The organism is Streptomyces sp. NPDC002640, from assembly GCF_053592575.1.
Genome location: NZ_JBSFVZ010000013.1, coordinates 151,010 through 164,045, shown reverse-complemented (window position 1 = coordinate 164,045; position 13,036 = coordinate 151,010). Strand labels below are relative to the sequence as shown.

9 protein-coding genes are annotated in these 13,036 nt (G+C 75.5%); 2 read left to right on the top strand and 7 right to left on the bottom strand.

Annotated elements, in window-relative coordinates; all coding sequences use genetic code 11:
- Positions 1–12 precede the first annotated feature (12 nt).
- The 5 genes from ACWD3O_RS19370 to ACWD3O_RS19350 are packed head-to-tail and all read right to left on the bottom strand — an operon-like array spanning position 13 to position 9,023.
- Positions 13–894: a hypothetical protein gene (locus ACWD3O_RS19370; protein WP_451416689.1), complete on the bottom strand. Its 882-nt coding sequence runs from the start codon at positions 892–894 to the stop codon at positions 13–15.
- 13 nt (positions 895–907) lie between these two features.
- Positions 908–1,621 carry a hypothetical protein gene (locus tag ACWD3O_RS19365; protein ID WP_451416688.1) on the bottom strand — a complete coding sequence of 238 codons (714 nt, stop codon included), beginning with the start codon at positions 1,619–1,621 and terminating at the stop codon, positions 908–910.
- Positions 1,622–1,640: 19 nt separating this feature from the next.
- Positions 1,641–2,543: a hypothetical protein gene (locus tag ACWD3O_RS19360; RefSeq protein WP_451416687.1), complete on the bottom strand. Its 903-nt coding sequence runs from the start codon at positions 2,541–2,543 to the stop codon at positions 1,641–1,643.
- 28 nt (positions 2,544–2,571) lie between these two features.
- Positions 2,572–6,333: a hypothetical protein gene (locus ACWD3O_RS19355; RefSeq protein WP_451416686.1), complete on the bottom strand. Its 3,762-nt coding sequence runs from the start codon at positions 6,331–6,333 to the stop codon at positions 2,572–2,574.
- Positions 6,334–6,335: 2 nt separating this feature from the next.
- Positions 6,336–9,023 (bottom strand): hypothetical protein, encoded by a 2,688-nt coding sequence (locus ACWD3O_RS19350; protein ID WP_451416685.1) that lies wholly within the window; start codon positions 9,021–9,023, stop codon positions 6,336–6,338.
- Between the two features lie 404 nt (positions 9,024–9,427).
- On the opposite strand from ACWD3O_RS19350, the gene ACWD3O_RS19345 reads away from it, so the two are divergent.
- Positions 9,428–10,528, top strand: coding sequence for a Vgb family protein (locus ACWD3O_RS19345; protein ID WP_451416684.1), 1,101 nt, complete (start codon positions 9,428–9,430; stop codon positions 10,526–10,528).
- 22 nt (positions 10,529–10,550) lie between these two features.
- Here ACWD3O_RS19345 and ACWD3O_RS19340 read toward each other — a convergent pair whose 3' ends face one another.
- Positions 10,551–11,189 carry an SMI1/KNR4 family protein gene (locus tag ACWD3O_RS19340; protein WP_451416683.1) on the bottom strand — a complete coding sequence of 213 codons (639 nt, stop codon included), beginning with the start codon at positions 11,187–11,189 and terminating at the stop codon, positions 10,551–10,553.
- 433 nt (positions 11,190–11,622) lie between these two features.
- Here ACWD3O_RS19340 and ACWD3O_RS19335 point away from each other — a divergent pair, with 433 nt between their 5' ends.
- The gene (locus tag ACWD3O_RS19335) at positions 11,623–12,036 is read left to right on the top strand and encodes a hypothetical protein (protein WP_451416682.1); all 414 of its coding nucleotides are present in this window, start codon (positions 11,623–11,625) and stop codon (positions 12,034–12,036) included.
- A 13-nt stretch (positions 12,037–12,049) separates the two neighbouring features.
- Here the strand turns inward: ACWD3O_RS19335 and ACWD3O_RS19330 are convergent, their stop codons facing one another.
- Positions 12,050–13,030 carry a phosphotransferase family protein gene (locus ACWD3O_RS19330; protein ID WP_451416681.1) on the bottom strand — a complete coding sequence of 327 codons (981 nt, stop codon included), beginning with the start codon at positions 13,028–13,030 and terminating at the stop codon, positions 12,050–12,052.
- Positions 13,031–13,036 lie beyond the last annotated feature (6 nt).

The following is a 13,036-nucleotide window of genomic DNA, read 5'->3' as shown; positions in this document are numbered from 1 at the left end:
GTGTCGCGGTACTCATCGTGGGAAGGGGTCGGGGTCGCCGGGGAGCCCGTGCAGGCCGGCGTCGTGGAAGCACGTCTCGCAGGCGAACTCGTCGGGCGGCAGGCGCGGGACGAACTCCTTGCAGTGCGCCGAACACCCCTCGACCGGGAGGCACATGGTCGGGAAGGTCGGCCACACGACCTCGAAGCCGACACGGGAGTGCGCGAGGTTCACGTCGTTCGTCCGGAAGGTGTGCACGAACCTCTGCGTCCGCTCGCCACGGCCTCCCACGAGGGGCGCGCAGTCGACGGAGACCGTGTCCGCGCCGTGCGGGGCGATCTGATGGGGCCGGGCCGCGAGGACGCAGGGAGATCCGCTGCCGCCCAGGGGCGAGCCGACCGGATCCCCGAGGGACAGCGCCGCGGTGCCGATGTTGCGGACGCCGACGCCGTGCGTGGTCCGCCGCTCCTGCCCCGCGATCCGCGGTGCGGAGAACTCGGCCCAGGGCTGCAGGGTTTCGCCCTCCTCCTGCGAGACGAGGCCGACGAAGTCCAGCGCCTCGGGCTCGTTGTTCCTCACCTGCACCCGCCACGGCCCGGAGGGCGTGCCGTGGTCGACGGTCACCAGGAAGGAGTCGACGTCCTCCGTGGTGCGCCGGCAGGTCGCGGTCGCCACCGTCGCTCCGCCGCTTCCCGGGACGCCGACCGGGCCGGCGCCCTCGTCCACCGCCGTGGCATCTCCGAGGCCCGCCGTCAGCAGGAACGTCGGCGGCGTCCCGCCGTGCACCACACCGGGTTCCAGGTGGGCGATCACCCGCAGGAAGGTCTGCGCGGAACCCAGCAGCACGACGAACTCCGCGGGAGGGCTCACCTGGCCCTCCGCCAGAGGGCCGGTCCGGAACGCTTCGAACACCATGCTCGATTCCTCCTCAGAGCGGGTCGGCCACGATGCGCAGGGTCGTGTGGTCGGCCCTGTCGTCGTTGGTCCTGAACGAGTGCTGGAGGGTCTGGCGGCCGAGGACTTCCCCACAGCTGAACGCGAGGTGGTCGACGCCGTGCGGAGGGATCTCCGCCGGCCGGTGGACGAGGACGACGGGGGAGTCCTGCCCGCCGACCGGCGTCCCCGGACCGTCCTCGACGGACAGCGTGCCGGTGCCCCAGTTCCGGACGGCGACGAAGCCGACCGGGCCGCCGCCGGTGATCGACAGGTCGCCGTCCAGCGCCATCCAGGGCTGGAACGTGTCGTCGTTGACGTTCGAGCTGACCCAGACGAACCGCAGGGTCCGGTCGGCCTGGTTCCTGATGCGGAGCTTCCACGTCGTGCTGGACTCCGTGTGGTTGACGACCGTCAGCAGGTAGATGTCCCCGGGCAGCCGCCGGCAGCTCGCCGTCCCTCCCTCCTTCGGGCCCGGGATGCCGACCTCCGCGCCGTCCGCGGCGACCGGGGTGATGAGGCCCTCGCCCAGCTTGACGCCGAAGGCAGGAGGGGCGCCCTCCAGCGGGGTGTTGTCCGTCCACAGGGCGACGAACCGCAGGAACATCGGTACGGGCTCGACCGGTACCTCGAACTCGACCAGCGGGCCGGTCCGGCCCGGGGCCAGCGTCAGCGGCCGGTCCGGGGGGAAGATCTGGATCACGCTCATCGCACGTCCCTGGCGTCGACTAGACGTTCCGGTGGTCGGGCGGGAGGTCGAAGTGCTGGGCCCCGCGATGCCCGCAGGTCTCGCACGGACCCCCGACCTCCCGTGGGGGCGGCCCGTAGTCCGGACACCGCCCGCAGGCCCGGCAGTAGGCCGGCGGGGCGTCCGGCGAGCCGTACCCCGCCGAACGCGGCAGCACCTCGAACAACAGGGTGGTGTGCGCCGCGTCCAGGTCGTTGGTGTCGAAGGTGTGGCTGAAGCGGTCCGCGAAGGAGACCTCGCCGCACGCCAGAACCAGATCCTCCGTGTCGTGCGGGGCGATCGACGCGGGCCGCTGCCGCAGGACCACAGGGGACCGCTGCGACCCCAGCCGGGCGCCCGGCGGATCGTGGACGGTCAGCGGCGCGGTGCCCCAGTTGCGGACCGTGACCGCGGCTCCCGGGCTCTCGCCGTGCAGCGCGAGGAGGCCGTCACCGGTCGGCGCGGCGTCGCCCAGCGCCATCCAGGGCTGCCGGGTCTCCGCCTCGCGGTGCGACGCGACGCAGGCGAAGCGCAGGGTGGCCGCGTCGTTGTTGGTGATGCGCAGCTGCCAGGGGCCGGGATTCTCCTGGATCCCCGACAGGGTGAGGAGGTAGCTGTCGGCGGGCAGCCGTCCGACCTCGGCCAGGGCCGCGACACCGCCGTCCGCCTCACGGATCTCCGTCCTCTCCGTCCCGGCGTCCACGGCGGTGAGCCGGCCGTCACGCCCGGACCGGAGCTCGAACGTCGGGGAGCGCCCGCCGAGCGGACGGTTGTCGCGCCACAGGGCGATCACGCGGAGGAACATGCCGGTCGCCTCGACGGGCACGGCGAACGGCAGGGGCGGGCCGGTCGCGCCCCCGGGCAGTTCGAGCGGCCCGGTCGCCGGCAGGAATTGGAACACCATCGGTCTTTCCTCAGGACTAGGGGGGCGGTCAGGCGAGTTCGACGATGTCGGCGTGGACGGGGCCCGCCGGCGCGCCCGCGGCCCCCGGAACGGACTCCGTCTCGGTGACGGCGACGCGCAGGGGCCGTCCGTCGTCGTGCGGCAGATCGAGCACCAGGTCGTCCCCGAGCCGGCCGGTCGCCCGGTGCACGGTGGTCCAGGCGGACGGACCGATCAGGCCGTCCCGGGCCGCGCGCGGGTCCCCGGCGAAGACCTGCAGTTCGGCACGGACCGTGGTGAAGGGAGGCCCGGACGGCCCCGGCCCGGTGAGGACGACGCCCGCCCGGCCGGGGGTGCGGGAGACGACGAGGTCGCGGGGCGGGAGGAGCCGGATCGGCTCCACCGCCACCGGGGCCGAGAGCCGCTGGTCGGGGTCGGCGGTGTTCTCCTGGTAGCGGGCCAGTGCGAGCCGGACGAACGGCCGGTACGAGGCCGCCGCGAGGGGGGAGAGGTCCAGGTCGGCGAACCAGCAGTCGTCGTCCTCGTCGTAGGCGGTGACGGCGTCCAGCGGAACGGCCATCGCCGTGACCGGGAGGCCTCCGAGCTCCGGGAGCCGTACCGCCGCGGAGAGGTCCGCGTGGACGTGGGTGTCGTCGAGGACGGTGGGCGGCGTCGCGGTCGCCTGCAGCGGGTCACGGCCGGCCAGGCTGAGGTGGCGCCGCTGCGGCTCGGTGGGCGAGGCCGACGCCCGCGGCAGGACGAGGACCGCGAGCGCCTCGTCGGCGCCCGTGACGAACCACGGACGCTCCAGCATGACGCGCAGGCCACCACCGCCGCGCGAGGACCGGATCACCGCTCCGCCGTCCTCCACGGACCGGGTCCACCGGACGCTCGGCACCACGAGCCGGACCTTGGGCGCCGGGGGCCGGGCGGTGCTCGCCACGTCGGCGGTCTCCAGCGTCCCGGTGACCGTGCACGCCTGCGGATCCCGTGCGACGACCCGGCCGAAGTACTCGCCGAAGCGGGAGACGGCGGTCACGGTGTAGCGGACCTTCCGCCGCTGCGTGTCGCCGAACTCGTGGCGCATCCGCGGGAACGCGCCGTCCGGCGGCGGCAGCAGCGGCGGTGCGTGCGCGACGTCGAAGGAGCCGACGTCCGCCACGACCCGCTTCGGCGCCGGCCGGCCGGGGCCGACGTCCTCCACGTCGGTCCACTCCGCCCGCACGTCGATCCTGCCGGTGCTGCGCACGTCCACGTGGAACGCCGACGTCCCCAGCTCCGCGTCCGTGTCGCCCATGCGCCGGACCACGCGGAACCGGCCGCCGGGGTGGGTCAGCGGGCGTTGCACGGCGTGGATGAGCGTGACGGTGCGGGGCGGGCTCACCAGCGGGTTGCGGCCGTGCTCCGCGTCGTCGTTGACCGGGTTGCCCGGATCCTGCGTGGCACCGGCCCAGTGCGGGACGCCCAGGTCCGGGACGGCCAGCATGGACGGGCACGACGGGATGTCGACGGTGACCTGTTCCGCAGGGCCCAGCGAGACGGTGAACGTGCGCGGGCCCGGACCGGGACTGCGTCGGACGGAGCACCCGCCGGCGGCCGGCTCCACCCGCAGCGCGATGGGCTCCATGTCCGGCCAGGTCCCCCGCCACAGGCTCTGCGACTCCTTGGTGTCGAACCCCTCGGCCTTCCCCGGGTAGCCGGTGTCCGGATCGGTCGGCCGTGGGCGGTTCCGCAGGTTGACCCAGACCGTCCCGCGGTCCGCGAGCCAGGCCGGCCTGGGGAACGGGGGGTCGGCGGGGACGACCACATAGGTGCCCGAGCCGTCCGGCGCGCTCTCCAGCCGCGCCCCCGCGATGTCCGCGACGTCCCGGTCCGCGCGGGTCGCGATCGCGAACTGCCGCCGGACCTCGTCCAGGCCGGCGTCCGGTCCGAACGCGGTACCGAAGGCGCCCTCGTACTGCAGGGCCAGCTCGAGCGAACTCTTCGGGGGGAACAGGTAACGGAGTTCGGGGGCCGGATAGCCGTGCGCCGCCGCATAGGCGGCCGCGTCGCCGCCGCGCTCGGTCCGCACCACCATGCGGTGCGGCCCCGCGCCGTCGGCATAGGCCGCCGTCGGCACCAGCTCCGGGGCCGGATGCGGCTCGAAGCGCCGGTGGACGACCTTCGCCGTGGCGTCCTCCGCGCCCGGCTGGTCGCTCCGCAGTCCGCCGCCGGCCAGATCCGCCAGCCGCGCCCGGAACCGGTAGGTCGCGCCGAACTTCAGCCGGGGCAGCGACCCGTCCTCCGTCTCGGCGACCGCGGCGAACGGCGACGGCCCGGCCGCGACGGGATCCACCACCCGGTCGGGGCGGGGCACCACCTGGCTCCAGCCGTCCCACCGGGCCACCGTCTGATGCACGTGGAGCGGTGCGTTCGCACCTGAGCCCGTCGTCGCCGAACCGACGGGGACGAAGCCCTCGTCCGGCAGCCCCGGCGGCCCGGGCTCCGCGGGCAGCGCGACCCCGCCGACGGTGTAGCGGACCCGGCGCCGGGACAGCGAGTGCCAGCGGCCGGCGGCGAGGACGTCGAGCCGGTACCCCGCGAGGAGGTTCTCCGCGGTCAGCGGCGAGCCCAGGAGCTTCTGCGGCGTGTCCCGGTCGCCGGCCCGCCGCAGCCGGGCGAAGTGCTGCTCCCGGCGGTCGCGTTCGATCAGGGCGAAGCCGGTGGAACGCAGCGCGGGCAGACCGGCACCGTCCGCCGCCTCCGGCGGGGCCTGACCGCGGTCGGACTGGGCGACGCCGACCATCCGCAGCGCCGCGCCGTCGACGTCGAACGGCATCACCGCGTACGCCGCGTCGGTGGGGGCGCCGGCCAGGGTGACCCCGGCCAGGGGCAGCATCCCCTGGGGGCGGGCGGCCCCCGCCGCCGGCGGCATCAGGGGCAGGAAGCGGGAGCCCGCCAGCGAGTAGGCGGTCGTCGGGCACAGATCCTCCTGACCGGCGTCGGTCCAGCCGGCCGGGGCGCCGGGGTCCGGAACGGGCCACCGGGGTCGCAGGCGGAGATGCGCGGGGCCGCCCGGGGAGGCCAGCTCGGCCACCGGCACCGCGAAGTCGACCACCAGGCCCAGCGCCCGCAGCAGCAGGGGGTGACCGGCGAGCCGGGCGACGACGTCGTGGAAGTCGAGGACCGGGGCCTCCTCGTCCCCCTCCTCGTCGGCGGCAGTCGCGCCTCCGCCCTCCTCACGCCGGTAGAACCGGTAGGCCCGCACCAGGGGCGACCTGTCGGCGTCCTCCGCGTCGCGGTCGGAGAGCGTCGCCCCGGCCTGCCAGCTCCGCGTGATCTCCCGCAGCGCCGCCTCGCGGCGGGCGCGCTGCCGGCGGTCGCGGGCGTCGGTCCGGGCGAGGGCACGGGTGGTCCGGGCGTACGCCTGCTCGACCTCCGCGCCCGCCTCGTCCGCCGGGAAGTCCCGGACCTCCCGGTCCCCGTAGCCGGTCGGCCGGTAGGGGCGGACCGGCATCGACGCCGGGAACACCGACCGCCAGGCCGCCAGTTGCCGGTCCGGTGCGCACAGCGGTCGCCCGTCCTCCGCGGCGGGCCGGAGCCGGGTCAGCGTCAGCGGCCGGTCGCCCCGGAACGCGGCGAAGTCCAGGTCCTCCAGGCGCGACGGCCACGACTGCAGGCCGAAATCTCCGACGGTCGGGGTGGTCCCGGGCGGAGCGAGGAGCCGGGGGGTGAGCAGTGCGGCGAACAGGGCCCGCCGTGCTCCGGTGGTCTCCGCACGGCCGCCCGGGAGGACGGTCCAGACGAACCGGCGGGTGAGGTCCAGGGCCATGATCACTCCCGCGTGAAGGCCTTGCAGTAGGTGTGCCAGGGGAAGGACGACCCGACCGGACCCCACGCGTGCTCCACCGACGACGGCCGCGCGGCCGTCAGCGCGGCCCGCTCACGGCTCCGTACCGCCTGGTCCGATCCGGTGAACGTCTTCTCGCAGGTGATCTCGACCGAGGTGGACCAGAAGGTGAGGTCCACCGCGACGACGAGCCGGGCCCTGCCGCGCAGGACGTTCGGTTCGACGAAGGTCAGGCTGATCGTGAGCTCGACGGAGACCGAGACCAGTCCGAGGACCCGGACCGACCCGCCGATGCGCAGGTAGCCCGCGATCTCGACCGTGCTGCCCCGCTTGGTGAACACCACGCCGCCGAAGACGTGCACCTCGCCGCGGGCGACACCGAAGTCCATCGCCACGGCCGCGCCGAACTCGATGCCGCCGACGAAGCGTTCCAGCCCGTCGTCGTCGCCGCCGGCCCGGATGCCCAGCTCCAGGTAACCGCCGCCGCCGAAACCCATCACCGTCACCAGGAAGGGACGGTCCCGGGTACCGAAGGCGAAGTCGACGGTCACCGGGTCATCGCCGAGCGACAGGGTCAGACCGGCCTGCAGCAGCAGGTTCTGCAGGACGAACACCCCCAGTTGGGGCGGTGGCGAGACGGCGAGCGCGTACCGGATCCGCACCTCACGGCCGCCGACCTCGACGGTGGGCGCCTTGTCGCCGATGCCCGGCAGGTAGCCGCTGAGCTGTTGCACGAACTTCAGCTGTCCGCCGAGCCGTGCCGAGTCGATCACCAGCGTGGTCCGGGGGAGCCCGCCCGGTTCGGCGTGGAACCGCAGGGCCTTGAACCCGAGCTTCACCAGGTACCTGTCCTCCTCCGGGGAGGGGATGCCGATCACGAAGTCGGTCACCGTGCCGTCGATCGTGCTCCGCGGGCGGCCGTCGACCAGGTCCGTGCGCACGTCGAGCGTCACCCTGCAGCCGGCCAGGGGCTTGAAGGGGCCCTGCTCCCGGGTGAGGCGCTCGCACCAGTGCAGGGTGGCCCGCGGTGTCGGCGTGCGCGACCAGGTGATCGTCGGACGCCCGGTGACCCGGCCGATGACGTCCACCAGGGGGACGACGCCGAGGAGCTTGGCGCCGCGGTCGAACAGGTGCGCCGGGTCGGTCGGCAGGTCGGCCACCGTGGGACCCAGCTCCCGGTGGATCCGGTCCACGGCCATCGAGGGCGCGGCCGCGACGGCGGCCCGGGCCGCGGCGAAGTCGACCGGGACCTTCTCGGGAAGCCGCAGCAGGAAGTCCGGCGTTCGCCCCGTCGTCGCGGCCTGCGCCACCTCCGGCGCCAGCTCGGCCCGGATGGTCCGGTGCCGGCCCAGCAGTTGCTGAACAGCGGGGAGGGTGACCTCCAGCCCGGCGATCCGGGGGTGGAACGCGGTACCCCCGCCGACCCTGGTGGCCGCCAGGGTGAGCGACCGGACGTGCTGTTCGGTCCGCTCGACCGCCTCCACGACACCGTCCGCGCGCCGGCGCACCACCAGCGGCACCGCCCGGTCGACGACGGCCGTCGGGGGGCCGGGGATCTCGCGCTCCCGCGGCGGCCCGTCCGCGTACAGGGCGTTCAGCTGCCCCACGTCGGTGCCCTTCTCGGCGAAGAGCAGGGGCAGGCGCAGCGGAACGACGTCCCCGGCGGACGACGCGTGGACCGTGAACATCACCGCGCGGCCGTCCCGCGTCGGCCAGTGTGCCCGGGAGCCGGGCGCGGGCCGGTCGAGCGGGGTCACCAGCACGGGGTCGACCGCCACCCGGTGGAACGGGAACTCGCGTTCGTGCGCCGCCCCCACGCCGTAGTCGAGGACGGGCTGGGTCACCACCAGGGTGAGGGTGCGGTGCAGTCCCGCCACACCGGTGGCCGGGTCGACCTTCCGCTCGGTCACCTCGACGGTGGAGGCCTCGTTGCCGAAGGGGAACAGGACGCCGCGCTGCAGCAGCCGCACGTGGACGTCGCGTCCCATCACCGTGCGGTGGGTCCACTCCAGGTCCGGGTACTTCACCGAGCCGGAGAACCAGGCGCCGCACGCGGAGAGGACGAGCGCGTCCACGGACACCGGCGTGCCGGGGTGGTCACGCCCGCGGGCGGCGATCTTCGTGACGCCCTCGCCGAGCGGGGTGGTGTCGGCGAACGGCGTCGTCGGCGGCAGGGCGGCGAAGGGGAAGACCGCCGAGTACCCGGCCGAGGACGGAGCCAGGATCCGGGTGTGCCAGAGCGCGGTCACCCCGTCGGCGCTGGTCGCGGGGCGGCGGGGATGCCGGCAGCGCGCCCGGTGCTCGACGGCCAGCAGCAGCCGCCACGGCAGTTCGAGGGTGCTGGCCTTCCCCTCCTCGCGTGGCGCGCCCACCAGCCGCAGCTCGTTCGCCGCGGCCAGCACGCCCTCGACGGTCAGCGGAACGACGTGACCGGGCGGCACGGCGAAGTGCAGACTGCTCGGCCCCGCCGGCCGCCCCTGCGCCGACGGCACGCCCACCACGCTCTCCGCGACGTGCTGCGGCTCCAGTTCCAGGATCAGACGGCCCTCGCCCTCGGCGACCCATTCGGTCACCCCGGCGGCACCGGTTCGTTCGCGCAGTCCCGTCGAGCGGACCGTCAGCGACACGAGATCGCTCGGCCGCAGGACCGCATATCGCTCCGTGGCACTCATGGCGGACCTCGGAAGTCGTTCGGGTCGCCCGGATCCGGCCTCCTGCGCCGCTCCGCCCGCGAGATCTCGCGATCGTCGGGATGCGGGAGAAGGCTCGTGGTGCGGTGTCACGGTGATCGCCGAGCCCGGGCGCCGGCCTCGTCCCTTCCATTGTCCGCCGCCCGGCGGCGTACCGCACAGGGACGGAACAGGGCACCGCCACCGACCGGTCGGCCAGGAACCACCCCGGCCGGTGAGCGGCGCTTCCGCGGCACGTCAGGGGGCCACGGGAGCCCGGTTTCCGGCCCGCGGACCCGGTCGCCGGGGCGTCACGACGCCGGGTTAGGCTGCGCCGGACGATCAGGCCGACGGGCCGGGACATCCCGCGTCGGCCTTCCCCGAGCCCCCACGGAGATCCGCCGCCCATGTCCTCCCGGTCTTCCTCCCGGACCCTCCCCGCGCGCACCCTGACCGCCGTCGCGGTGGCTCTCGCCGTGACCGGCGTGCTCCCCGCCGGCGGTGCGGCCGCGGCCCCGGCCTCCTCCGGCGCCCCGGCCTCCTCCGGCGCCCCGGCCTCCTCCGGAGTCCAGGCCGCCCCGCTGGTCGCGGGCCTCTACCAGTCCGCCTACTCCGAGCGGAACGACGCGCTGTGGGCCACCGCCGCCGTGGGCATGCCGCCCGCCCCGGTCACCGGGTCCCGGCTGGTGAAGGTCGACCCGGACACCCTCGAGGTCGAGGCCACCTACCCCGTCCCGGTGGCGGAGAACGGCACCCCGGAGGCCGTCTACGGCATCGACGTCGACGACGAGCACAACACCCTGTGGGTCACCAACACCCGCAACGACTCCGTGGCCGTCTACAGCCAGCGCGACGGCCGGCACCTCGTCACCATCGGCGGCGCCAAGCACTCCCGCGAGGTCGTGGTGGACGAGGAGCGCGACCTGGTGTGGGTCAGCGCCTACGGCTCCGGCGAGCTCATCGCCTACGACAGCGTGACGTTCGAGGAGGTCCGCCGGGTCACCGTCGAGGGCAGCGGTCCCACCGGGCTGGCGGTCGACGAGCGCAACGGCGCCGTCTACGCGGCCGACTACGTCAACAGCCGGATCATCGAGGTCCGTCCCGGCGCCCGGACCCCGCGTCTGCTGCCCGCCGGCTCCGGCCCGCTCGGCATCGCGCTCTCCCCGGACGGGCGCACCGCCTACACCGCCGACCAGACCACCGGCACGCTCACCGTTGTGTCCCTGCGCTCCGGCACGGTCACCGCCACCGTGCCGACCGGCGCGGGCGCCAAGTCCGTCGACGTGGCGCCGCGTTCCGGCAAGGTCGTGGTGGTGAACCGGCTCGCGGACAACGTGTCGGTCGTCGACCCGGGCACCCGCGAGGTGGTCGCCACCGTGCCGACCGGCGACCTCCCCAACCACGTCCGCGTCACCGGCGGCACCGCCTTCGTGCTGGACAAGTCCGGTTCCGGGGCGGGCGGCGAGGACCTGGTGACCCGGGTCCGCCTGCGCGCGGTCACCTCCTGACGGCTCGCGGCCACGCCGTCCCTCAGGGCAGCCCGACGGGCGCCGGGACGAGCGGCTGCCCGCCGTCCGGGGCGTCGGAGGCGTCGGGGGCGTCCCACCAGAGGGTGCCCTCCGCGGTGAGGTACGGGTGGAGGCCGCGGACGTCCCCGCCGTGGTGGAGTGCCTCGGCCACCGCGTGCAGCAGCGCGGCGAGGCAGGGCCAGGCGTCGGTGAAGTCGCCTCCGCCGCCGTGGCCCGCCCACCCGAGCCGGCCCCGGTGCGGACCGGGCCGGGTGTCGACGACCTCGACCCCGCCGCCGGCGTCCTCCGCCCAGGGGATCCACCGCGGGTGCCACCACGGCTCGTCGTCCCACGGCATGGTCGTCAGCCCGTCGTTCTCGGCCGCGACCTGGGCGAGGACGCGGCGGCGCTCCACGATGCCGGCGGCCGACAGCGGCGCCTGCTCCGGCAGCACGGTCGCCCACCGAGTGACGCCGTCGTGCCGCCGCAGCGACTCGGCCAACTCCGGCGGCAGCGGGACGCCGAGGAGGCGCGCGGCCTCCTCGATCTCCGCCTCGGCGGCGGGCGGCGCGAGCATGCCGAGGCTTCTCGGGGCGCGGGCCGCCAGCCAGGTGTCGATGCGGCCCCAGGAGACGGTGACGGTCGGGAAGCTCTCTGCCATGGCTCTGATCCTCGCCCATCCCGCGCCCCGCGGCGACGCCCCGCCCTTCGACGCGACGACCTGGGGACCCCCGACCGATGAGCACCGCCGTCGACTTCCTCACCGCGCCGGACGACACGCCGCCGCGGAGCCGCCCCGGCTGCGCGACGCCGCCTCGGCCTGGTCCCGGAGTTCGGCGGAGGACGGGACCCCCGTGGACGAGGGGACCGCGCGGTGGGTGTTGAGCGGGGTGGCCCCCCCTGGCCCGGGCGGCGGTGGAGCGCGGGGGCGGCCTCCACTGCCGGGCGGGGTAGCGCAGGGGCGGCCGGGGGGCGCGTTACGCGTGGGTGCTCTCGGGACGTCCCGTTTGAGTAGGTGTACTCAGGCGGGCGGCCCGGCCGTGGCCGGAGCATGGTGACAGGCCCGGTACGCGGGCCACCGGAAGGAGGTCACCATGGACGGCCCGGACGAGCTCCCCGCTCCCGCCGCTCCGGCGGACGGGCGGGCGGCCCCCGTCCTGCGTCCCACCGCCCTGCCGCTGAGCGAGCCCGACCACGTGCCGTGGAGGTGGGCCGAGGAGTTCCGCGCCAACTCCTGCGCCGGCCCCGGCGCCCGGCTGCGCCTGCGCGCCCGGCTGACCGCCGCGTCCTGGTTCGGCGACGTCGAGACCGCCAGTCAGGCGCTCGACGCCCTGGTCCGCGGCACCATCCGCGAGGCCCGGCTCACCCGCGACGAGCCCCTGCGCGTGCGGGCGTTCATCCTCCCCACCAACGAACTGGTCCTGCAGACCGAGTCCCGCGGCCCGGCCGCCGCCACGACCCCCCTCCTCCGCCAGCTGATCCTGCCCCCACTCCGCACCGACGGCTGAACTCCCGTGCCGATCACGCCGGTTCGAGACGCCGGCGGAGCCAGCGGAGCGCCGCCTCGCCCTGCGCGCGCTGGAAGCCCCGCAGGGTCGGCAGGCCCGGGGGAGAAGGCAGGCCGGAGGAGTGGAGGAAGTAGCCGGTCACGGCGGCCAGCACGGTGGTGACGTCCTCGGGGTCGGCTCCCCGGGCGGTGAGGTGCGCTTCGAGGAGGGGCAGGGCGGCCTCCTCGGCCGTCCGGTGCATCAGGACGCTGGGCGCCAGCGCCACGATGTCGAACCAGGGCGCGCCGACGGCCGCCCAGGGCCAGTCGACGACCACCACGCGGTCCTCGGTGAGCAGCACGTTGTCGGCGCGCAGGTCGCCGTGGACCAGGGCGGTGCCCGACGCGGCGGCCTGCCACCCGGCCTCCCTCTCGGCCAGTCGCGACAGGTGCCGCCGGGCCCACGGTCCGAGCCAGGACAGGTCGTGCGCGTCCGTGGAGAGCCGCCGCCAGCCCCGGAAGCGGCTGTCGCAGGCCTCGGCGAGGGTCGGGACGGTGACGGGGGAGGGGTCGAGACGCCGGGAGAGGTCGCCCACCGCGGTGAGGACCCGCCGGAGTTCGTCCGTCCGCCAGGGCTGGGCCGGGGTCCGGCCGTCCACGTCCTCCAGGACCAGCACCACCCAGCCGTCCCGGTCCAGCGAGAACAGGAGCCGTGGCACGGGCGCGGCGACGGGCAGGGCCGCGGTGATCCGGGCCTCGGCCCGGTGGAGTCCGGGGGTGTCGGGGTTCGGCTCGGGACCCACGGCCTTGACGAAGACCCGGCGGCCGTCCGCGAGACGGACCCGGGCGGCCACCCCGGGGGAGAAGCCGCCGGTCTGCGTCGCGGCCTCCACCACCGGCGCCCCCAGCCGGTCCTCGACCCGGCGCCGCACCCCCGCGGGCACGGCCCACCAGGGGGTGCGCACCCCGGCCGCGGGTGGGGCTCCGGCGGCGGCTGCGGTCGGTGGCTGAAGCATGACGCC

What these genes read in the sequence shown, in the direction of transcription:
- ACWD3O_RS19370 (WP_451416689.1), bottom strand. Translation starts at nt 894, where the DNA reads ATGGTGTTCGAAGCGTTCCGGACCGGCCCTCTGGCGGAGGGCCAGGTG.
- ACWD3O_RS19365 (WP_451416688.1), bottom strand. Translation starts at nt 1,621, where the DNA reads ATGAGCGTGATCCAGATCTTCCCCCCGGACCGGCCGCTGACGCTGGCC.
- ACWD3O_RS19360 (WP_451416687.1), bottom strand. Translation starts at nt 2,543, where the DNA reads ATGGTGTTCCAATTCCTGCCGGCGACCGGGCCGCTCGAACTGCCCGGG.
- ACWD3O_RS19355 (WP_451416686.1), bottom strand. Translation starts at nt 6,333, where the DNA reads ATGGCCCTGGACCTCACCCGCCGGTTCGTCTGGACCGTCCTCCCGGGC.
- ACWD3O_RS19350 (WP_451416685.1), bottom strand. Translation starts at nt 9,023, where the DNA reads ATGAGTGCCACGGAGCGATATGCGGTCCTGCGGCCGAGCGATCTCGTG.
- ACWD3O_RS19345 (WP_451416684.1), top strand. Translation starts at nt 9,428, where the DNA reads ATGTCCTCCCGGTCTTCCTCCCGGACCCTCCCCGCGCGCACCCTGACC.
- ACWD3O_RS19340 (WP_451416683.1), bottom strand. Translation starts at nt 11,189, where the DNA reads ATGGCAGAGAGCTTCCCGACCGTCACCGTCTCCTGGGGCCGCATCGAC.
- ACWD3O_RS19335 (WP_451416682.1), top strand. Translation starts at nt 11,623, where the DNA reads ATGGACGGCCCGGACGAGCTCCCCGCTCCCGCCGCTCCGGCGGACGGG.
- ACWD3O_RS19330 (WP_451416681.1), bottom strand. Translation starts at nt 13,030, where the DNA reads ATGCTTCAGCCACCGACCGCAGCCGCCGCCGGAGCCCCACCCGCGGCC.